At 67.0% G+C, this 19,364-nt stretch carries 25 protein-coding genes and 1 riboswitch; of the genes, 11 read left to right on the top strand and 14 right to left on the bottom strand.

Translation table 11 applies throughout. The features are described from left to right. Positions 1–2: 2 nt before the first annotated feature. The 6 genes from phnL to phnG are packed head-to-tail and all read right to left on the bottom strand — an operon-like array spanning position 3 to position 4,578. A complete protein-coding gene (gene phnL / locus M9H71_RS03055; RefSeq protein WP_455403629.1) occupies positions 3–713 on the bottom strand; it encodes a phosphonate C-P lyase system protein PhnL in 711 nt (236 codons plus the stop codon). Beyond that, a complete protein-coding gene (gene phnK, locus M9H71_RS03060; protein WP_264054187.1) occupies positions 713–1,531 on the bottom strand; it encodes a phosphonate C-P lyase system protein PhnK in 819 nt (272 codons plus the stop codon). Before phnK ends, phnL begins: the two co-directional genes overlap by 1 nt. After that, entirely contained in the window at positions 1,524–2,402 is an 879-nt protein-coding gene (locus M9H71_RS03065) for an alpha-D-ribose 1-methylphosphonate 5-phosphate C-P-lyase PhnJ (protein ID WP_455403630.1), read from the bottom strand. The genes phnK and M9H71_RS03065 overlap by 8 nt, the downstream gene beginning before the upstream one ends. Next, positions 2,399–3,496 (bottom strand): carbon-phosphorus lyase complex subunit PhnI, encoded by a 1,098-nt coding sequence (locus M9H71_RS03070; RefSeq protein WP_455403631.1) that lies wholly within the window; start codon positions 3,494–3,496, stop codon positions 2,399–2,401. The genes M9H71_RS03065 and M9H71_RS03070 overlap by 4 nt, the downstream gene beginning before the upstream one ends. Positions 3,497–3,499: 3 nt before the next feature. Next, positions 3,500–4,102: a phosphonate C-P lyase system protein PhnH gene (gene phnH / locus M9H71_RS03075; protein ID WP_455403632.1), complete on the bottom strand. Its 603-nt coding sequence runs from the start codon at positions 4,100–4,102 to the stop codon at positions 3,500–3,502. A gap of 2 nt (positions 4,103–4,104) precedes the next feature. Beyond that, positions 4,105–4,578 carry a phosphonate C-P lyase system protein PhnG gene (gene phnG, locus M9H71_RS03080; protein ID WP_455403708.1) on the bottom strand — a complete coding sequence of 158 codons (474 nt, stop codon included), beginning with the start codon at positions 4,576–4,578 and terminating at the stop codon, positions 4,105–4,107. Positions 4,579–4,689: 111 nt separating this feature from the next. Here phnG and phnF point away from each other — a divergent pair, with 111 nt between their 5' ends. Further along, positions 4,690–5,418: a phosphonate metabolism transcriptional regulator PhnF gene (gene phnF, locus M9H71_RS03085; protein WP_455403633.1), complete on the top strand. Its 729-nt coding sequence runs from the start codon at positions 4,690–4,692 to the stop codon at positions 5,416–5,418. 73 nt (positions 5,419–5,491) lie between these two features. Here the strand turns inward: phnF and phnE (M9H71_RS03090) are convergent, their stop codons facing one another. The 4 genes from phnE (M9H71_RS03090) to phnC form a co-directional block, all read right to left on the bottom strand. After that, on the bottom strand, positions 5,492–6,358 hold the full coding sequence (gene phnE, locus M9H71_RS03090; RefSeq protein WP_455403634.1) for a phosphonate ABC transporter, permease protein PhnE: 867 nt from the start codon (positions 6,356–6,358) through the stop codon (positions 5,492–5,494). Further along, a complete protein-coding gene (gene phnE, locus M9H71_RS03095; protein ID WP_455403635.1) occupies positions 6,355–7,236 on the bottom strand; it encodes a phosphonate ABC transporter, permease protein PhnE in 882 nt (293 codons plus the stop codon). Before phnE (M9H71_RS03095) ends, phnE (M9H71_RS03090) begins: the two co-directional genes overlap by 4 nt. Before the next feature lie 68 nt (positions 7,237–7,304). After that, the gene (gene phnD / locus M9H71_RS03100) at positions 7,305–8,213 is read right to left on the bottom strand and encodes a phosphonate ABC transporter substrate-binding protein (protein ID WP_455403636.1); all 909 of its coding nucleotides are present in this window, start codon (positions 8,211–8,213) and stop codon (positions 7,305–7,307) included. A 108-nt stretch (positions 8,214–8,321) separates the two neighbouring features. Beyond that, a complete protein-coding gene (gene phnC / locus M9H71_RS03105) occupies positions 8,322–9,134 on the bottom strand; it encodes a phosphonate ABC transporter ATP-binding protein (protein WP_455403637.1) in 813 nt (270 codons plus the stop codon). A gap of 179 nt (positions 9,135–9,313) precedes the next feature. Here phnC and M9H71_RS03110 point away from each other — a divergent pair, with 179 nt between their 5' ends. From M9H71_RS03110 to M9H71_RS03120, 3 genes are read left to right on the top strand one after another with little or no spacing between them, the layout of a single operon-like run. Beyond that, positions 9,314–9,991, top strand: coding sequence for a transferase hexapeptide repeat family protein (locus tag M9H71_RS03110; RefSeq protein ID WP_455403638.1), 678 nt, complete (start codon positions 9,314–9,316; stop codon positions 9,989–9,991). After that, the gene (locus M9H71_RS03115; protein WP_455403639.1) at positions 9,988–11,181 is read left to right on the top strand and encodes an alpha-D-ribose 1-methylphosphonate 5-triphosphate diphosphatase; all 1,194 of its coding nucleotides are present in this window, start codon (positions 9,988–9,990) and stop codon (positions 11,179–11,181) included. Before M9H71_RS03110 ends, M9H71_RS03115 begins: the two co-directional genes overlap by 4 nt. Positions 11,182–11,203: 22 nt before the next feature. After that, positions 11,204–11,908, top strand: a complete 705-nt coding sequence (locus tag M9H71_RS03120; protein ID WP_455403640.1) for a DUF1045 domain-containing protein — start codon at positions 11,204–11,206, stop codon at positions 11,906–11,908. On the opposite strand, the gene M9H71_RS03125 is transcribed toward M9H71_RS03120, so the two are convergent. Next, positions 11,905–12,885, bottom strand: coding sequence for a YheT family hydrolase (locus tag M9H71_RS03125; RefSeq protein ID WP_455403641.1), 981 nt, complete (start codon positions 12,883–12,885; stop codon positions 11,905–11,907). The genes M9H71_RS03120 and M9H71_RS03125 overlap by 4 nt on opposite strands. A gap of 252 nt (positions 12,886–13,137) precedes the next feature. Between M9H71_RS03125 and M9H71_RS03130 the strand changes: the two genes are divergently transcribed. Then, positions 13,138–13,332 carry a hypothetical protein gene (locus tag M9H71_RS03130; RefSeq protein ID WP_346296360.1) on the top strand — a complete coding sequence of 65 codons (195 nt, stop codon included), beginning with the start codon at positions 13,138–13,140 and terminating at the stop codon, positions 13,330–13,332. Positions 13,333–13,390: 58 nt separating this feature from the next. Continuing rightward, positions 13,391–13,867 carry a GIY-YIG nuclease family protein gene (locus M9H71_RS03135; protein WP_455403642.1) on the top strand — a complete coding sequence of 159 codons (477 nt, stop codon included), beginning with the start codon at positions 13,391–13,393 and terminating at the stop codon, positions 13,865–13,867. Here the strand turns inward: M9H71_RS03135 and cutA are convergent. Continuing rightward, a complete protein-coding gene (cutA, locus tag M9H71_RS03140) occupies positions 13,845–14,168 on the bottom strand; it encodes a divalent-cation tolerance protein CutA (RefSeq protein WP_455403643.1) in 324 nt (107 codons plus the stop codon). The genes M9H71_RS03135 and cutA overlap by 23 nt on opposite strands. Before the next feature lie 98 nt (positions 14,169–14,266). Between cutA and M9H71_RS03145 the strand changes: the two genes are divergently transcribed. The 3 genes from M9H71_RS03145 (at position 14,267) to M9H71_RS03155 (ending at position 15,726) form a co-directional block, all read left to right on the top strand. Continuing rightward, the gene (locus tag M9H71_RS03145; protein WP_164603847.1) at positions 14,267–14,482 is read left to right on the top strand and encodes an FmdB family zinc ribbon protein; all 216 of its coding nucleotides are present in this window, start codon (positions 14,267–14,269) and stop codon (positions 14,480–14,482) included. A gap of 106 nt (positions 14,483–14,588) precedes the next feature. After that, positions 14,589–15,059: a hypothetical protein gene (locus M9H71_RS03150; protein ID WP_455403644.1), complete on the top strand. Its 471-nt coding sequence runs from the start codon at positions 14,589–14,591 to the stop codon at positions 15,057–15,059. Positions 15,060–15,237: 178 nt separating this feature from the next. Next, a complete protein-coding gene (locus tag M9H71_RS03155) occupies positions 15,238–15,726 on the top strand; it encodes a YbhB/YbcL family Raf kinase inhibitor-like protein (protein WP_230759601.1) in 489 nt (162 codons plus the stop codon). 520 nt (positions 15,727–16,246) lie between these two features. Here M9H71_RS03155 and bluB read toward each other — a convergent pair. Together bluB and cobT are read right to left on the bottom strand one after the other, a co-directional pair. After that, a complete protein-coding gene (gene bluB, locus M9H71_RS03160) occupies positions 16,247–16,948 on the bottom strand; it encodes a 5,6-dimethylbenzimidazole synthase (protein ID WP_455403645.1) in 702 nt (233 codons plus the stop codon). Next, positions 16,945–18,000 (bottom strand): nicotinate-nucleotide--dimethylbenzimidazole phosphoribosyltransferase, encoded by a 1,056-nt coding sequence (gene cobT / locus M9H71_RS03165; protein WP_455403646.1) that lies wholly within the window; start codon positions 17,998–18,000, stop codon positions 16,945–16,947. Before cobT ends, bluB begins: the two co-directional genes overlap by 4 nt. 95 nt (positions 18,001–18,095) lie before the next feature. Next, positions 18,096–18,293, top strand: a riboswitch (cobalamin riboswitch). A gap of 109 nt (positions 18,294–18,402) precedes the next feature. On the opposite strand from cobT, the gene M9H71_RS03170 reads away from it, so the two are divergent. After that, on the top strand, positions 18,403–18,834 hold the full coding sequence (locus M9H71_RS03170) for a DUF1636 domain-containing protein (RefSeq protein ID WP_455403647.1): 432 nt from the start codon (positions 18,403–18,405) through the stop codon (positions 18,832–18,834). Beyond that, positions 18,831–19,361 (top strand): bifunctional adenosylcobinamide kinase/adenosylcobinamide-phosphate guanylyltransferase, encoded by a 531-nt coding sequence (cobU, locus tag M9H71_RS03175; RefSeq protein WP_455403648.1) that lies wholly within the window; start codon positions 18,831–18,833, stop codon positions 19,359–19,361. Before M9H71_RS03170 ends, cobU begins: the two co-directional genes overlap by 4 nt. Positions 19,362–19,364: the final 3 nt, after the last annotated feature.

A 19,364-nucleotide genomic window follows, 5' to 3' on the forward strand; every position in this document is an offset into this window, starting at 1 on the left:
GGTCATGCGGCGGCGGCAAACGAGGTCACGTCGACGATGCGGTCCGCGATGATCTCACGGATCTCGTCGTCGTGCACGATGGCGATGATCGCGGCGCCCTGGGCCTTGGTCTGCCCGATCAGCTCGACCACCACGGCGCGGTTCTTGGCGTCGAGCGATGCGGTCGGCTCGTCGAGCAGCAGGATCGGCGTGTGCGAGATGAAGCCGCGGGCGATGTTGACGCGCTGCTGTTCGCCGCCCGAGAACGTCGCCGGCGGCAGCGTCCACAGCCGCTCCGGAATATTGAGCCGGCGCAGCAGCACGCCGGCCTGTTCGCGCGCCGCCTCGCGAGCCGTGCCCTGCACGATCAGCGGTTCAGCCACGACGTCGATCGCGGCGACGCGGGGGACGGCGCGCAGAAACTGGCTGACATAGCCGATGCTGCCGCGGCGCGCGGCGAGGATCTGCCGCGGCTGAGCGGTGGCGATGTCGAGCGTCGCGCCGTCATGAGCGATCCGGATCGCACCGGAGTCGCAGCGATAATTGCCGAAGATCATTTTCAGGATCGATGATTTGCCCGCGCCGGAGGGGCCGGACAGCACGACGCATTCGCCGGGCTGAACCTGGAAGCTGACGCCGCGCACCACCGGCAGCGTCACGCCACCCTGCAGATGCATGACGAAACTCTTCTGGGCGTTATCGACGACGAGAGCGGGAGCTTGGGTCATGGTCATCACGCCGGCAGGATCGAGGACACGAGCAGTTGCGTATAGGGCTCGCGCGGATCGTCGAGCACCTGGTCGGTCAGGCCGGTTTCGATCACGCGGCCGGATTTCATCACCAGGATGCGATGCGACAGCAGCCGCGCTACCGCGAGATCGTGGGTGACGACGATCGCGGCCAGCCCGAGTTCGGCCACCAGGCTGCGGACCAGATCGAGCAGCCGCGCCTGCACCGAGACGTCGAGCCCGCCAGTCGGTTCGTCCATGAAAACGAGGCGCGGATCGGTCACGAGGTTGCGGGCGATCTGCAGCCGCTGCCGCATGCCGCCCGAATAGGTGCGCGGCGCGTCGTCGATGCGGCCGGTGTCGATCTCGACCCGCTCCAGCCAGTCGCTGGCGACGCTCCGGATCTTGCCGTAGTGGTTCCAGCCGATCGCCATCAACCGTTCGCCGACATTGGCGCCGGCCGAGACCGCCATGCGCAGGCCCTGCGCGGGATCCTGATGCACGAAGCCCCAATCGGTGCGCAGCAGCAACCGGCGCTCGGCTTCACCGAGCTCGGCGAGATCGCGCAGGACACCGTCACGCATCCGATAGGACACGCGCCCGGCGCTCGGCGTCATCTGCCCCGACAGCATCTGCAGCAGGGTCGATTTGCCGGAGCCGGACTCGCCGACGATCGCCAGCACTTCGCCAGGGAAGAGTTCGAACGACACGCCGCGACAGGCGTCGATCCGGCCGTAGCGTTTCGACAGGCCGTCGGCGATCAGCAGCGGCTGGTCGGCCGCGGTGAAGGCGTCTGGTGCGGCGGATGAGACGCGATCAAGCATGGGCGCTCTCCATCGGGGCCGTTTCGCTGCCGGTGTGACCCTGGGCGCGGCGGCCTTCGCAATAATCGGTGTCGGAGCACACGAACATCCGGGTGCCTGCGTTATCGGTGACGATCTCGTCGAGATACGAGTCGTCGGCGCCGCACAGCGCGCAGCAGCCGTCCTGGCGATAGGGCGTGAACGGATGGTCTTCGAAATCCAGCGACACCACCTGGGTGTAGGGCGGGATCGCGTAGATTCGCTTCTCGCGGCCAGCGCCGAACAGTTGCAGCGCCGGGCAATTGTCCATCTTCGGATTGTCGAACTTCGGCGTCGGCGACGGGTCCATCACGTAGCGGCCCGCGACCTTCACCGGGTAGGCATAGGCGGTGGCGATGTGGCCGAACTTGGCGATGTCCTCGTACAGCTTGACGTGCATCAGGCCGTATTCGGCGAGTGCGTGCATCCGCCGCGTCTCGGTCTCGCGCGGTTCGAGATAGCGCAGCGGTTCGGGGATCGGCACCTGATACACCAGTACCTGGCCTTCGTGCAGCGGCGTTTCGGGAATCCGGTGCCGGGTCTGGATCACGCTCGCGTCCGGCGTTGCCGTCGTCGTTGCGACGTCGGCAGTCTTGGCGAAGAACTTGCGGATCGAGATCGCGTTGGTGGTGTCGTCGCTGCCCTGGTCGATCACCTTCAGCGTATCGTCGGGACCGAGGATCGACGCCGTCACCTGCACGCCGCCGGTGCCCCAGCCATAAGGCATCGGCATCTCGCGGCTGGCGAACGGCACCTGATAGCCGGGGATCGCGATTCCTTTCAGGATCGCGCGGCGGATCATCCGCTTGGTCTGCTCGTCGAGATAAGCGAAATTGTAGGTCGCCTCGGTCATTCCGCAGCCTCGCGCAGCTCGGGTTGGTCCTGGTTGAATTCGGCGCGCAGCTTGCGCAGCAGGCCGAGCTCGGACTGGAAATCGACGTAGTGCGGCAGCTTCAGATGCTCGACGAAGCCGGTGGCCTGGACGTTGTCGGAATGCGACAGCACGAACTCCTCGTCCTGCGCCGGCGCCTTGACGTCCTCGCCGAGTTCTTGCGCGCGCAGCGCACGATCGACCAGGGCCATCGACATCGCCTTGCGCTCGCTCTGGCCGAACGCGAGGCCGTAGCCGCGGGTGAAACGCGGCGCCTCGGTTGCCGAGCCTTTGAACTGATTGACCATCTGGCACTCGGTCAGCGCCACGCTGCCGAGCGGCACCGCGAAGCCGGCGTCTTCGGCCTCGAAGAACACCTCGACTTCGCCGAACCGGATCTCGCCGGCGAACGGATGATTGCGGCCGTAGCCGCGCTGGGTCGAGTAGCCGAGCGCCAGCAGAAAGCCCTCGTCGGCGCGGGCGAGATTCTGCAGCCGCAGGTCGCGATCGGCCGGAAAATTCAGCGGCTCGCGGGTGAGGTCGCCCACGGCTGCGTCGTCCGCGGCAATCGGCGACTCTTCGATCAGGCCGTCCTGGCGCAGGATATCGGTGACGCGCGGTGTCGGGGCGTCGCTCGCCTCGGCCATCTCCGGCTCGGCCGGATCGCCGCCGCTTGCGAGCTGCGGGTCGAGCAGCCGGTGGGTGTAGTCGAAGGTCGGGCCGAGGATCTGGCCGCCGGGAATATCCTTGAAGGTCGAGGAGATCCGCCGCCGCACCGCCATCGCGCCGGTGTCGACCGGCTCCGACGCGCCGAACCGCGGCAGCGTGGCGCGAAATGCCCGCACCAGGAAGATCGCTTCGATCAGGTCGCCGCGCGCCTGCTTGATCGCCAGTGCCGCGAGGTCGCGGTCGTACAGCGAGCCCTCGCTCATCACCCGGTCGACGCCGAGCGCAAGCTGCTCGGAAATCTGGTCGAGCGTCAGCTCCGGCACGTCGCGGTTGCCGCGGCGGGCATCGGCGAGCAGCCGGTGGGCATTGTCGATGGCGCGTTCGCCGCCTTTGACTGCGACATACATCGGTCAGCTCCCTTGGCTGAGGCGCGTGGTGCGCGGGATCGCCACCACCTGATCGCCGCTCACCAGCACCACGTCGAGGCCGCGCGGAAACAGTGCCGCGTTGATGCCGAGGCGATCGAACAAATCGGCTGGCGACAGCGTCGCCTGCAGCAGCGTTTCACCGTCGATGCCGGGGCCGCGCAGCCGGAAGCTGGCGCCGGCGCCGAGGGTAGGCACCTGAATGATCAGCGTTGTCGAACGGTCCGGATATTCGGCGCTGCCGAGTGCGAAGCGGTCGATCGGCGGCAAGGCGTTGCCGTCACCGATCAGCGCGAACGCCGCGGTAGAAGGATCGTCGGTCAGCGGCGCACCGGTGTGAAACTTCAGCCATTGCGCGACTGTGCCGTCCGCCGCAATAGCGTCGTCGAGCCAGATCGGAGTGTCGTGGTCGAACAGGGTCAGCGCCAGCGCGGCGCTGGCGTGCATCAGCGGCGCCGGTGTGCCGGCCTCGACGCTGATGCGTTGGATGCGGCCGGGCCGCGCCATCGCTTCCATCACGGCGCGGAAGGTCGATTGCGCCCCCAGTACCTTGTCGGCAAAGCCGGCGGCGAGTTCGGTGGTGGTCATGGTCAGCCCTCGCCTCGCACCAGCGTGTAGAAATCGACCTTGGTGGCAGCCGTCTGGGCGGCCTTTTCTGCGCGTGCGGCTTCGACTTCGGTGCGCAGCGGCGCGATCACCTCGGCCTCGACGGTGGCCGCATAGTCTGCCGATTGCAGCAGCGCGTCGCACAGCGCGATCAGCCGGGCCTTAGTGCGATCGCGGCCCAGCGTGTAGCCGTACCCGACCTCTCCGCTGGCGAGCCGAACCGCAGCGCGCGACACCGTCGCCTCGCCGACATTGAAGGCGGAGCCATCGCCGCCGATCCGGCCGCGCAGCATCACCAGTCCCTGTTCCGGCTCGCGCAGCAGCGTGAATGCCGGCGGCGCCAGCGCGTCGAGGTGCGCGCCGATCGCGGCGGTCTCGGATGCGGCCAGCACCGCCATCGCGGCGCGCCGGCGCGCGATTGCGGTTTGTTCGGGGAGGTTTGTGGTTTCGGCGTGCATCGCCATTGCCCAGTTCAAGTTGTATATGTTAATAGACAACTTGATAGAGGCACAATATGAAAACTCGATGACGTCGAATTCCGTGGCCATGATCACGAAAGCGTTCCTGTCATGAGTGCCGAGGCTTTATCCTCAGGCTTAGCGCTCTGGCGTCGGGTCGCCGACGGCATCGAGCTGGCGATCGCCGACGGCCGCTATCTGCCCGGCGGCAAGCTGCCGGGCGAGACCGAGATTGCCGAGAACTACGGGGTCAACCGTCATACTGTGCGCCGCGCGCTGGCGGCGCTGGCCGAGCGCGGCTTGGTCCGCGCCGAGCGCGGCAGCGGCACTTTCGTGCGCAGTCAGCGCATTGCCTATCCGTTGCGCACGCGGACGCGATTTTCCGAGATCATCAACGCGGGGGGGCGCGAACCGCGCGGGCAGCTGATTGCCGCGGAGCGTGAGGCGGCGACTGGCGCGCTGGCCGGCCAACTCGATCTCGATATCGGCGCGCCCCTCTTCCGCATCGAGGCGCTGCGATCGGCGGACGGCGTGCCGATCAGCCGCGGCACGACCTGGCTGTCGGCGGTGCGATTTCCCGATGCGCCCAAGGTGTTCGCGGCGAAACGCTCGATGACCAAGGTGCTGGCGCATTATGGCGTCAGTGACTATCGCCGGCTGTCGACCCGGATCACCGCCTCGATGGTGGATGCGTCCGATGCTGCGCGGCTCGATCTGCCCGCCGGGCGCCCGGTGTTGGTGGTAGAGAGCATCGACGTCGCCGCCGACGGCACCCCGCTGCTCACCACCCGTGCACGCTTTGCGGCAGAGCGGGTCGAGTTCGTGATCGAGCCGGATTAGCGTGCGCCCTGCGCTCACGTCATCGCCCGCTTGCGCGGAGGATGACGGTTGAGAGCGCGATGACCGCTGCGCCTTAAGCGACCGCCTTCCGCCCGATGATCGCGAAGCGCAGCTTGCTGGAGATCCAGTCGATCGACGCGACGGTGATCAGGATCATCAGGATCAGAAACGACACTTTCTGCCATTCCAGCACCCGGATCTGCTCAGTGAGCTGCAGGCCGATGCCGCCGGCACCGACGATACCGATGATGGTCGCCGAGCGGGTGTTGGATTCGAAGAAGTACAGCACCTGGCTCGCCAGGATCGGCACCACCTGCGGCAGCAGGCCGAACCTCACGCTGTGGACGTGCGAGCCGCCGGTGGCCTTGACGCCTTCGATCGGCTTGTTGTCGGCGGCCTCGAAGGCTTCGGAGAACAGCTTGCCGAAATTGCCGAAGTCCGAGCACATCACCGCGAGTATCCCGGCGAATGGTCCGAGCCCGACGACGCCGACCCAGATCAGCGCCCAGATCAGCGTATCGACGCCGCGCACCATGTCGAGCAGCCGCCGGGTCAGCAGTTGCAGCGGGCGGATCCGCAGCACGTTGCGGGCCGCCAGGAACGACACCGGGAATGCCAGCAGCGCGCCGCCGAGCGTGCCGAGAAACGCGATCGCCAGCGTTTCGCCCATCGCGTGCAGATAGACCTGCGCGAGCTGCCACGAGCCCGGATCTGGCGGCAGCATCAGGCCGACAAATTCGATCAATCGGCTGACGCCGCTGAGCAGCCGGTCGAACGGGATATCGAGCCGGATCAGGCCGAACACGAACAGCGCCGCCGCCAGCGTCAGGCCGCCGATCAGCTTGCCGCGCCTGATCCAATTGGGCCGGAACTGCTCGGGGAAGCGCGCGACGATACCGGCCTCGTCGCCGAAGCTCAGGGTGCGGCGGGGCACGCTCATCGTTGCTCCTGACCGATCAGGCGTCGACGCACGCCTTCGGTGAAATAGTCGATCAGCATCACGGTGACGATGATCAGCAGCAGGATCGCGCTGACGTCGGTGTAGTAGAACTTGCGCACCGCCTCGATCAGATCCTGGCCGATGCCGCCAGCGCCGACGAAACCCATCACGGCCGCGCCGCGGACGTTGATCTCGAACCGCAGCAGCGCGTAGCTGACGAAATTCGACAGCACCTGCGGCACCACCGCGAACCGCACCTTCTCCAGCCAGTCGCCGCCGGCCGACACCACGCCTTCCAGCGGCTTGTCGTCGATGTTCTCGACCACCTCGGCGAACAGCTTGCCGAGCGCGCCCGCGGTGTGGATCGTGATCGCCAGCACGCCCGGTAGCGGGCCGAGCCCGAACGCCAGCACGAACACCAGCGCGAACACGATGTCCGGAACGGTGCGGCAGAACTCCAGGAAGCGGCGGGTGATGAACACGATCGCACGCGAGCGCACCAGATTGGCCGAGGCCAGAAAGCACAGCGCGAAGCCGGCCAGCGCGCCGAGCAGCGTGCCCACATAGGCGATCAGGATGGTGTCGAGCAGCAGGCCGGTCCAGCGCTTGATGCCCCAGAACCATTCGTTCAGGTCGGTCCACAGCGTCGCCAAGGCGAGCTTCGGCGCGATCGAGATGAAGTAGGACGGGAATCGCCAGAAATTCTCGGCCAGCTTGACCAGATCGACTTCGCCCATCCAGGCCGCCGCGGCGATCGCGGCGATCAGGATCGCACCGCCGAGCGCCAGTCGCCGCCGCTTCTCGGCCACCGCCGCATCGTAATGATCGGCGAGCGCACGAAGCTGGGGTTCGGGAAGTTCGGTGACGGCTGCCTGCATGCGGGTGTCCGACATGACGACGTGGGCGACCGGTCGGCCGCCCACGTCCAATAAGGTGCGGGGATCCGTTACGACTTGTGCTTGCGCAGGGTGTCGACGAACTTGATCAGCTCGACCACCGGCTCGTAGTCCTTGTGGCTGGTCGCCGCATAGGGCTTGGCCTTGCCTTCATAGATCTTGTTGAAGGTTTCCGGATCGTTGGTGGCCAGATCGAGCACCGCCTTGCGGATCGCCGCCTTGAGGTCTTCCGGCAGGTCCGACAGATAGGCCATCGGCGAGTTCACGATCAGGTCCGACTTCAGGATGATGCGGAAGTCCGCAGCCTTGACCATGCCCTTGCGGTCCATCCGCAGCAGGTTGGATTCGTCCTCGGTGTTCCACCAATTGAACGCCGCATCGCAGGTGCCCTGGGCGACGCCGATCACTGCGTTCTCGTGGCTGCCGGCGTAGATCACCTTGGCGAAGAACTTGTCGGGATCGATCGACATCTTGTTCATCATGAAGCGCGGCACGTTGTTGCCGGAGGTCGAATTCGGGTCGACCAGGCAGAGGTTCTTGCCCTTGAGATCTTCGATCTTCTGGTAGGGCGAGTCCTTCTTCACATACAGCACCGAGTGATAGCCCTTTGAGCCGTCACCGTTGACCTCGATGGCGAACGGCTCGACCTTGGCACCGACCAGATAGGCGCGGGCGTAGGACGCCGGGCCATACATGCCGATGTGGATGTTGCCGGCGCGCTGGCCCTCGATCACCGCGGCATAGTCGTTGGCGATGCGCAGCTTCACCGGCACGCCGAGCTGCTTGGTGAGGTAGTCGGTCAGCGGAGTCCAACGGGTGGTGGTGCCCGAGGCGTTCTCGTCCGGGATCTTGCCGAACACCAGCTCGGGATATTTCGCCTTCCAGTCCTGCGCCGGCGCGGCGTGCGCGGTGAACGCCAGCGCGGCAGCGGCGGCGACGAGAGTACGGAGCTTGATCATGAGGTTTCCTGTCTCTTCAGTCGGTGAACGGTCGAAACACGGCGACCGCACGCGGACGCGCCGCGGGCGGTGCCGGATAGGGAAGACGGCGAACGATCGCCGCCGGGATCAGGCCACGGCGACGCCGACCAATGCGGGGGCGGGAAGGCCGTGCGGAACGTGCGGCGCGGCGCCGAGCACTTCGTCGGCTTCGAGGTCGTAAAGCTCGCGCGCGATCTGGTCGGTGAGCGCGGCCGGCGCGCCGTCGAACACCACGCGGCCCGAGGCCATGCCGATCAGCCGGTCGCAATAGCTACGGGCGAGATCGAGCGAGTGCAGATTGCACAGCACGGTGATGCCGAAGTGCTTGTTGATGCGCAGCAGCGCATCCATCACGATCTTGGTGTTGCGCGGGTCGAGCGAGGCGATCGGCTCGTCGGCGAGCACGATGTCCGGCTGCTGCACCAGCGCGCGGGCGATCGCGACGCGCTGCTGCTGACCGCCGGAGAGCTGGTCGGCGCGTTGCGCCGCGTAGGACGCCATATCGAACTGATCGAGCGCCGAGATCGCAAGCGCGCGATCCTGCTCCGGCCACATTTGCACCAGCGAGCGCCACGACGGCACTTCGGACAGCCGGCCCATCAGCACATTGGTCAGCACGTCGAGGCGGCCGATCAGGTTGAATTGCTGAAAGATCATCGCCGAGCGTGCGCGCCATTGTCGCAGCTCGCGGCCCTGCAGCGCGGTCACATCGACGCCTTCGAACAGGATGCGTCCCTCGGACGGCTCCGCCAGCCGGTTCAGCATGCGTAGCAGGGTCGACTTGCCCGCGCCGGATCGGCCGATCACCCCGACGAAGCTGCCACGCTCCACCGAAAACGATGCGCCATCTACGGCGGCTTTGCTGCCGAAACGGCAGGTCAGACCCTCAACTACCAGCATGCGCTGCTCCCGAAACAGGTTCGGGAGGAATCGCTAACGCTGTTGTTTTGCAGCCGTGTGACAGTCGATGTAGTTCGGCCGACATATCAAGGTCTTCGCTGCGTCATCGATGCGTCACGACGGCGTCACGGGCGGCGTCGATGACAGGCTCACCCCCAATCATCGCGCACGAGAATCCCATGGCTGCGAAACTGCTGACGGTCGCGCCGACCGTCGATCCGACCGCCAAGCTGCACGACGTCACCCTCGGCGCCTATTGCGAAGTCGGCGCCCGCACCATCCTGAACGAAGTGGCGATGGGCGATTACTCTTACGTCGTCAACGACTCGCAGATCACCTACACCAGCATCGGCAAGTTCTGCTCGATCGCGGCGATGACCCGGATCAACCCCGGCAATCACCCGATGCAGCGCGCCACCCAGGCGCACTTCACCTACCGCGCCAGTACTTATTTCGAGGGCGAGAGCGACGACGCCGAGTTCTTCGCCTGGCGCCGCTCGCATCATGTCGAGATCGGCCACGATGTCTGGATCGGTCACGGCGCCATCGTGCTGCCGGGCCGTAACATCGGTACCGGCGCGGTGGTTGCGGCCGGCGCGATCGTCACCCGGGACGTGCCGGCCTACACGATCGTGGCCGGCAATCCGGCGCGGCCGATCCGCCGACGTTTCTCCGAGCAACAGGCGGAGCGTCTAGTCGCGCTGGCGTGGTGGAATTGGGGCCACGAAGCGTTGCGCACCGCGCTGCCCGACTTCCGGAAATTGTCAGTGGACGAATTCCTCGACCGATATGAAGGTGCGGCCGAAGTGCAGCCGCCGGACCGCGAGCCGGCGACAGAACAGCAGGTGATGGGATGAGCGAGATCGCGATCGAAGGTGGCCGGACGCTGCTTAGCGACGAGATTGCCGAGGCATCGTTGCAGCTCGCCGGCGGCGCCATCGCGGCGGTCGGCTCCACGAGCGGCAATGCGGCGATCCGGATCGATGCCCGCGGCCTGCTGGTGCTGCCCGGAATCGTCGATCTGCACGGCGATGCCTTCGAGCGGCAGATGATGCCGCGGCCGGGCGTCGACTTTCCGATCGACGTGGCGCTGATCGACAGCGACCGCCAGGCGATCGCCAACGGCCTGACCACGGTCTTTCACGCCGTCACCTGGTCGTGGGAGCCCGGCCTGCGCAGCGCCGACAACGCCCGCCGGATGCTGGATGCGATCGATCTGACCAAGCCGCGGCTTTCCGCCGACACCCGCATTCATCTGCGCCACGAGACCTTCAATCTCGAGGCGGTCGACGAGATCGCCCAGTGTATCGGTGATCGCCGCGTCGATCTGTTCGCCTTCAACGATCACATGGACACGACGCTGGCGAACCTCGCCAAGCCGCAGAAGCGCAACCGGGTGGTCGAGCGTACTGGCCTATCCGACGATGAATTCGATCGGCTGGTCGAGCGCGTCGCGGCGCGCGGCGACGAAGTGCCACAGGCGAATCGGCGCCTCGCCGCCATCGCCCGCGAGGTGTCGATGCCGATGCTGTCGCACGACGACGATACCCCGGCGATGCGGCAGGGTTATCGCGAGCTCGGCGTCGGCATTGCCGAGTTCCCCACCACCGAGGAGACCGCGCGCGATGCGGCGCTGCACGGCGATTTCATCGTGTTCGGTTCGCCGAACGTGGTGCGCGGCGGCAGCCACACCGGCTGGACCAAAGCGGCCGATATGATCGCCAAGGGACTGTGCTCGGTACTGGCCTCCGACTACTACTATCCGGCCCCGTTGCTCGCCGCGTTCCGCCTGGTGCATGACGGCATCCTGCCGCTGGAGCAGGCCTGGAAGCTGATCTCGGAAAATCCTGCGCGCGCCGCCGGGCTCGCTGAGCGCGGCACGATCGCGAGCGGGCAGCGCGCTGACGTTGTGCTGGTCGATGATCGGGTCGCGTTGCGGCCGCGGATCGTCGCGGTGATCGCCGGCGGCCGGCTGGTGCATGTCGACGATCCGGAGCGCTTCGTGATCACGCGCAAACTGCCGCACCCGGCTGGCGTTGCCGCCTGATCTGACGCTATCATCATCGGCGATGTCGAATTTTCCACGCTACGCGATTTACTATCTGCCCGCCGCAGGCAGCGCTCTGGCGCAGTTCGGGGCGACGATGCTCGGCTACGATGTCGTCACCGGCGAAGACGTGCCGTTCGCTGCGCCGACCGCGGCGATCGAGGACTGGCGAGACATCACCGCCGAGCCGCGCGGCTACGGCTTTCACGCCACCCTGAAGGCGCCGTTCGGATTGATCGGCAGCCGCAGCGAGAGCGACCTGCTGTGGGCCTGTGCGACCTTTGCCGAAACGCCGCGGGCGATTCCGCAGATTGCTCCGGTAATCAGGCCGATCGGTGGGTTCCTCGCGCTGGTGCCGGAAGCGCCGTCCGAGTCGCTGCAGCAGCTCGCGGCCGATTGCGTTCGCGACTTCGATGAGTTTCGGGCGCCGCTGTCGGCGGAGGATCGCGCCCGGCGCAAGCCGGAACGGCTGACGCCCGAGCAGGTCGGCTATCTCGATCGCTGGGGCTACCCTTATGTGATGGACGAGTTCCGGCTTCACATGACGCTGACCGGTTCGCTCGATCCGGCTCGCCACGACGAATTGTTGGCGCTGCTGCGGAGACAATTCGCGGCCACCGGCATCGACCGGATTGCGATCGATCGGATCGCTGTGCTGCGCCAGGACGCGCGAGGTGCGCGGTTCAAGAGCATCGCGCAATTCGAACTGCGCAGCGCCGACTATTAGCCGGCGAGGATCGAGCCGAGCCAGTCGCTGACCGCCTCGGGCATGGCGGTGACCCGGCCGGGCCAGGGACCGGTGGCGAAGCCGACATGTCCGCCTTCATCGGGTTGCCAGAGCGTCACCATCGTGCCGACGTCGTCCGGTGCCGGGAGCGAGGCGGCCGGCACGAACGGATCGTTGCGCGCGTTCACGGCCAAAGCCGGGATCTTGATCTTGTGCAGATGCGGCTTGGATGAGGCACGGGTCCAGTAGTCATCGACACCCGCAAAGCCGTGCAGCGGCGCCGTGAAGGCGTCGTCGAATTCGCGCAGGGTCGTTGCCCGTTGGACCCGTTCGCGATCGAACAGTCCCGGATGCTGCTGCCATTTCGCGAGCGCGTTCGGAATCATCGTGCGTAGGAAATGCCGGGTGTAGATCAGGCGGTTGACGCCGCTATCGATCGCGGCGCCGGCGGCCACGAGATCCAGCGGGGCAGAGACCGCCGCCACTGCGCGCGCGATCTCTGCGGCGCCGCTGCCGGCCTCCTCCGCCCAGCGCAACAGCGCGTTGCCGCCGAGCGAGACGCCGGCGGCCAGCACAGGCGCATCGGCGCGGTCGCGAATTCGCGCCAGCAGCCAACCGACCTCCTGAAAGTCGCCGGAGTGGTACGAGCGCGGCGCCAGATTGAGTTCGCCGGAGCAGCCGCGGAAATGCGGGATCGACAGCCGCCAGCCGCGCGCCACCGCGCCCTGCGCAAATGCGATCGCGTAGCGGCTTGCCGACGATCCTTCGAGGCCGTGAAACAGCACCAGCCAAGGCGCATAGTCCGGCCCGGGCAGGTGGTCGATGTCGATGAAGTCGCCGTCTGGCGCCCGCCAGCGTTCGCGGACGAGCTTGATGGCTTGCGAGGCCCGTGGCTGCGCGAACAGCGTCGGCCAGATGGTTTGCAGATGGCCGCCGGGCAACCACCACGGTGCGCGATAGGATCGCAGGTCGGTCATGTCGAACGGAACGGGTGAAGAGCTGTGAACGAGCGGGCCATGAAACGAACGGAGACGGCTGCAGCTATTCACACGCCGGATGCAAAGCGCAATCGCTCAGTTTGAATTTGCTGAAGCGATGCATTTGCAGATTCGGCCCGCGGTGCTTGTCATCTCGCGATTGCTGTCGGTCCGCAGCCGGCTTAAGCTTGCTCAAAGAACAACAAGCGATCGGCGCTGCCGCTGTCCGGATCGCACCATGAGGAAACCGCCATGAAGGTCGCCGACCCAGCTCCCTTCCGCAATCTGTCGCCCGACGAGTTGGAATGGCTCGCCGCCGCCGAATGGGCGCAGGCCGAAGCTCTCAGCGATGCGCCCAAGGGGCTGGTGATGCAGTCCGCCACCGAGATGCACGCGCGCGCCAAGCTGAAGCGCATGCTGCTCAGCCAGGTCCCGACCAAGCACTAGCCGGCGACGTCGTCTGCGGGCTTGACCGGCTGGAGACGGCGGACGCACACCGGTCGTGATGACCTCCGCACCGCATCCTGCCTGCCCGTCAGGTCCCGGCGCCTATGTGGTGGCGATCGCCATCGCCGCGCCGCTCGCGATCCGGCTCGGCGCCGCCGCGTCGCCGTTACTTCGGCCGGGGCGCTACCTGTATTGTGGCTCGGCCTATGGGCCAGGCGGCCTGCCGGCTCGGCTCGGTCGGCATTTCCGCAAGGACAAAACGATCCGCTGGCACGTCGATCAGTTGACGACGGCCGGCGAGGTGCTGGGCGCCTGGGCGATTGCGGGCGGCGACGAATGCGAGCTGGTCGCGCGGCTCGGATTTCTGCCGGTGCCGATCGAAGGCTTCGGCGCCACTGATTGCGCTCACTGCCGCAGCCATCTGCTGCGTTGGCCGTCGCGCGTCGCTGCCCGTACAGTCCGCACGGCGCTCGCTGGAGACGACGCGGCGCCGGTGTGGTTGCGGGGCGATTCTACGCCCCGGTCTCGCGCCTGATCCAGCCGAGATATTTCTCGGCACCCGCGGTCACCGGAAGCTGGATGATCTCCGGCGTGTCGTAGGAGTGCAGCGAGGTAATCAGGTCGCGCAGCGACGCGAATTTCTCCGTCACGGTCTTGAACAACATCAACTGCTCGGCATCGCTGGTGATCTTGCCGTCCCACCAATAATGGCTGGTGATGGCCTGGATCTGGACGCAGGCGGCGAGCCGGGCCTCGAGTGTTGCGACTGCCAAGCGTTCTGCCTCGTCCTTGCTCGGTGCGGTCACCATCACCACGCAGGCTTCGCCCTGATCCATCGCGTCGTTCCTCCGGCGAATTTGATCCGCCGCGTTGCGGGCCGCGCTCTTTGTTTGCTAGGCGCAAGCCGTTCCCAGTCAGCTTCGGAAGATCCGTCATGCCGATTTACGGCTTCGTCTGCAACAAATGCGGTCACCAGTTCGAGACGCTGCTGTTCTCCGGTGACACCGCGGTGTGTCCGGCCTGCGAGAGCACCAGCCTCGAGCAGCAATTGTCGCTGATCGCCAAGCCCGCCAAGGGCGGGCCGGAAGCGCCGATGTGCGACGGCAAGGGCGGCTGTGGCGGCTGCTGCATGCCGGACGTCTGCGCCTAGCGTCGCCGGGCCTGCGCCCCTCCCCCCGCCCTCGTTCCCGCGCGGAACGATTGCGGGTGTGCCGCCGTTTGCACGCCGACGGGGATTCCTCTAAGGCAGGCGAGACATGACGCAAATTACCCGCACTTTCGATAGCGCCGCACAGGCCAAAGCCGCAATCGCCGAGCTGAAGCAGCGCGGCTTTCAACGGGTCGAGCTGATCGAGGCGTCCGACCGCCGCGGTGGCGCGGCCGTGCGCGTCGAGCCGCCATTCGGCTCGGCGCTCGCCGCAACCGCCATTCTCGATCGCCACAGCGGCAAGCAGGCGACGACTGCCCCAGCGCCTCCCGCGCCGCCAGCCAAGGCCGAGGTTCAGCCGGCGCGCGAATCTGCACGGCCCATCGCCCCTCCGGTGGCGCCCGCGGCTTCGCCCGCGCCCGCTCCTCTTCCAGCGCGGCGCGAGGAGCTGCGCAGTGGGCCGCGCACGGTCTCGGAATGGCTCGGCATTCCGGTGTTGATCGATTCCGACACCTTCTTCTCCGGCTTCCCGCTGCTGCTGCGGTCGTCCCGCAAGGCGCCGGCCGCGAAGTCCGAGTGACCCAGCGGGCCTATTGCGCGCGTGCGGCGGCTGCGCCGCTTCCGTCTCTCCGTCCGGCTTGCTAGCATCCGGCCGCCTCGCCGCCCGGCGGGGACCACGACATCAGCGACCCGATGACGTGCGTTGCGCGCCAGCCGTCTGCCGCGCGTGGCGCACGCATGCGGCAGGAGTGCAGGCCATGAAGCTCACCAGTCCCGACATCGCCGAAGGCGCCACCATCGCGCACGAGCAATTGTTCAATAGCTTCGGCTGCACCGGCGCCAACGTCTCGCCGGCTTTGAGCTGGAGCGATGCGCCGGCCGGCACCAAGAGCTTCGCGGTGACGATGTACGATCCCGATGCGCCGACCGGCAGCGGCTGGTGGCATTGGGTGGTGTTCAATATTCCCGCCACCACCACGTCGTTGCCGAAGGGCGCCGGCGATGTCGCCAAGGGGTTGATGCCGGACGGCACGATCCAGGGCCTGACCGATTTCGGCGTGGCCGGCTATGGCGGCCCGTGCCCGCCGCCGGGCGACAAGCCGCATCGCTATCAGATCACCGTGTTTGCGGTGGACGTTGAGAAGCTGCCGAACGCCGGCGCGACGGCGATGCCGGCGCTGGTCGGCTTCGATCTCAACTTCCACACGCTGGCGAAGGCGACGATCACCGGCCTGTTCGGACACTGAGTCCGGACAGACCGTCCGAGACGCCGCGCACCGTCCGTTGCGGATGATGGCCGGATTCAGCCCGGCCATCATTCGCGGAGCCGGCCGAAGCGTGCCGCCGTTGGCGCTGTCGCGGCGATTAGTTGCTGGCTTCGGCGCTCTGCGGCGAACGCCGCGCCGGCATCGACGCCGCGCCGGCTGATACGCAGGGAATCGGCCGCCATGAGCCGTCGGGAGCGCGCTCATACGAGGTGCATCCCGAGCTTGATGCGGTCTCGCTGGCATTGCGCTGGTCCTGCTGGCCTCGCGCCAGTGCGGGCGCGGCAGAGAGGCTCGACGCGATCAGCGCGCCGGCAAACACAGCAGTCGTCCAAGAGCTGGTCGTTCGCATGTCCGGTCCTCCATTATCGGAAACGCGGACGGAGTCCTGACCTGCGAATGTGACGATTTCTTGCAAATTGCGGCGATCGCCGCGATCTTGCCTTAATAATCCGGAAACGGCGCGCGCTGTTAGTGCGCTCGCGCACGCTGATCGAGCGATTCAGCGTGACATCACGATGCGGCCGGCCGCTGTGCGGTCCTGCCAATGGTGTCTTACCAGTTCCGGATCGACGTGATGCTCGACCGGCCAGCCGACGCACAGATAGGCGATGAACTTCCAGTTCGGCGGCACGTCGAGATCGGCGGTGATCGCCTGCGGATCGAGGATCGACACCCAGCCGACGCCGAGCCCGAGCGAGCGGGCGGCGAGCCAGAACGTTTCGATCATCGCCACGACGGAGTAATCGAGCGCCTCGGGCATGGTCTGGCGTCCGACGCCGAGGCCCTGCGCGGTGGTGCGATCGCAGAACAGCGCGAACTGCCGCGGCGCCACGTCGATGCCTTCGAGCTTGAGCTTGGCGTACAGCGCCGCGCGCTCGCCCTGATACGCGCTCGCCGCGACCTCGTTGCAGCGCAGGAAGTTGGCTCGAATCTGCGCGCGCGTCTCGGCGCTGTCGATACTGATCCAGCGCCACGGCTGGCTGTTGCCGACCGAGGGCGCGAGTTGCGCCAGATCGAGCAGTTGCTCGATCAGCTCCGGCGCGACCGGATCGGTCTTGAAGCGGCGGACGTCGCGGCGCCACGCGATCAGTTCGGCGAACTTGTCGCGAAACGCTTCGTCGAACACCGGCGGATTGGCATTGGCGGCGGCGATCTCGGCCGGATCGGTCATCGCCACCAATTTGTTCAGCGTCGTGCTCATAGCTTGCCTGCCAATACGTCTGCGAGATCGGCGACATCGGTGAGCAGCCGACCGGCGGAGCGCAGCAGCGGCACTGCGAGGATTGCGCCGGTGCCTTCGCCGAGCCGCAGCCGCAGATCGAGCAGCGGCACGGCCTCCATCGCCTGCAGCGCAAGATCGTGGCCGCGTTCGGCGGAGCGGTGGGCGAACACGCAATAGTCCCGTGCTTCCGGCGATAGTCGCACGGCGACTAGCGCCGCGGCGGTGGCGATGAAGCCGTCGATGATCACTGGGCGGCGCTGCGCGGCGGTGCCGAGCACCGCGCCGGCCATCATGGCGATCTCCAGCCCGCCGAATTCGGCCAGCACCTCGAGCGGTGCGGTGGCGGCACTGCGCTGCGCGGCTTTTTCGATCGCCGCCTTTTTTCGGGCCATGCCGTCGGCATCCTGGCCGGCACCAATGCCGATGCTCTGGTCGAGCGGCGCCGGGCCGAGCCGATGCAGCAGCAGCGACGACGAAGCCGTGTTGCCGATTCCCATCTCGCCGAGTGCGATCACATCCGCCCCCGCGGCGATCTCGGCGCGCGCCAGTTCGGCGCCGCGGTCGAGCGCCTGGCAGGCCTCGGCGAGGCTCATCGCCGGCTCGCGCGCCGCATTTGCGGTCCCCATCCGCACCTTGGCGTCGATCAGATCGGGGTGTTTCGGCAGCTCGGCGGCGACGCCGGCGTCGATCACCCGGACATCGACATGATTGGCTGCGGCGAACGCATTGGCGGTGGCCTTGCCGGCCAGATAGGTCATCACCATCGCGACCGTCACGGCCGATGGATATTGCGACACGCCTTCTGCGGTGAGGCCGTGATCGCCGGCGAACACCATCAGCACCGCGTTGTCGGCGCGCGGCGGTTCGGGATGCCGCATCATGGCGAGCTCGATCGCGAGATCTTCGATTCGCCCGAGCGAGCCGAGCGGTTTGGCCTTGCCGTCCACCCGCGCCCGTAAGGCTGCTTTCAGCGATGCGTCGACCGGTGTGATCGAGGGAGGCTGCCAGGTGACGAGGGTGTCGGTCGGCATCGAACGATCCTTTGGTTTCGAAGGCGCGCAACTGACGTAATCGCGCTGGCCGGGTCAACACCACCTTCGCGTTGTTGACCCGCAACACGGTCGCAGATAGCGTGCGCCGCGATGGTCCTTCCGTCAGGAAGGTGAAAAGGGAAGCCGGTGGGAGGCGCATTGCGTCTCGATCCCGGAGCTGCCCCCGCAACTGTAAGCGACGAGCCATCGCCGAGGCCACTGGGAATTCCTGGGAAGGCGGCGAATGGCAACGACTCGCGAGCCAGGAGACCTGCCATCACGTATTGTGCTTTGAAGGCGTCGTCGGGGCGGGGTGCACCGGACGGAAGCAGTGCGGCAGACCAAAGGTCTATCCCGCGCGTTCCGACAAAGCTCGAAAGCTGACGCAACGATTCGAGCCCGATGGATTCCGAACCAGCCGCCGACCTGAGCGCCGATCTGTCGCGCAGCCTGCCCGGCGTGCCGGTGATGGTCAGCGTCTGCACCACCTGCAAAACGACCAACGGTACTGTGGTCGGTGCGCCGATGCTGGAGGCGGTGCGTGCCGCGCTGGCGGGTTCCGCAGGCGTACAGGTGCGCGCCGTGCAGTGCCTGTCCGCGTGCAAGCGCGCCGCCACCGTCGCGGTGTCGAGCGAGGGCGGCTACACCTTCGTGTTCGGCGATCTCGACGGCGCCGGCGGCGCCGACGCGGTTGCGACGTTCGTGGCCTCCTATCAGGACAGTGACTACGGCCTGGTGCCGTGGCGACAGCGCCCGGAGGTGTTGCGCAAGGGCACGCTCGTCCGTCTGCCGCCGCCGCAATGGTCCCCGGACGATGGGCGGGCGCCGGCATGAGTGCGCTGATCTCCACCCTCGTGCTCGGCGGCGCTCGCTCCGGCAAATCGGTGTTCGGCGAACGGCTGGTCACGGGCAGCGGTCTCGCCAAGATCTATCTCGCCACCGCCACTGCCAGCGACGACGAAATGTCCGACCGGATCGCGCATCACCGCGCCCGCCGCGGCGATGGCTGGACCACGATCGAGGAGCCGCTCGGGCTGGTCGATGCGCTGACCCAGCACGCTGGCCGTGGCCGAGCGGTGCTGGTCGATTGCCTGACGCTGTGGCTGTTCAACCTGATGGAAGCCGGCCGCGATCCCGAGGTCGAGGCCAAGCGGCTGGCGCGCTATCTCGGCGTCGCCGCGGGTCCGATCGTGCTCGTCTCCAATGAAGTCGGCCTCGGGCTGGTGCCGGAGACGCCGCTCGGCCGCGCGTTCCGCGACGCTCAAGGCCGCCTCAATCAGACCGTCGCCGCCGCCGTGCCCAACGTCGTCTTCATCGCCGCCGGCCTGCCGCTGTGGCTGAAACGCCAAACAGGAGAGTAGTTC

This window comes from Rhodopseudomonas parapalustris (genome assembly GCF_053772255.1).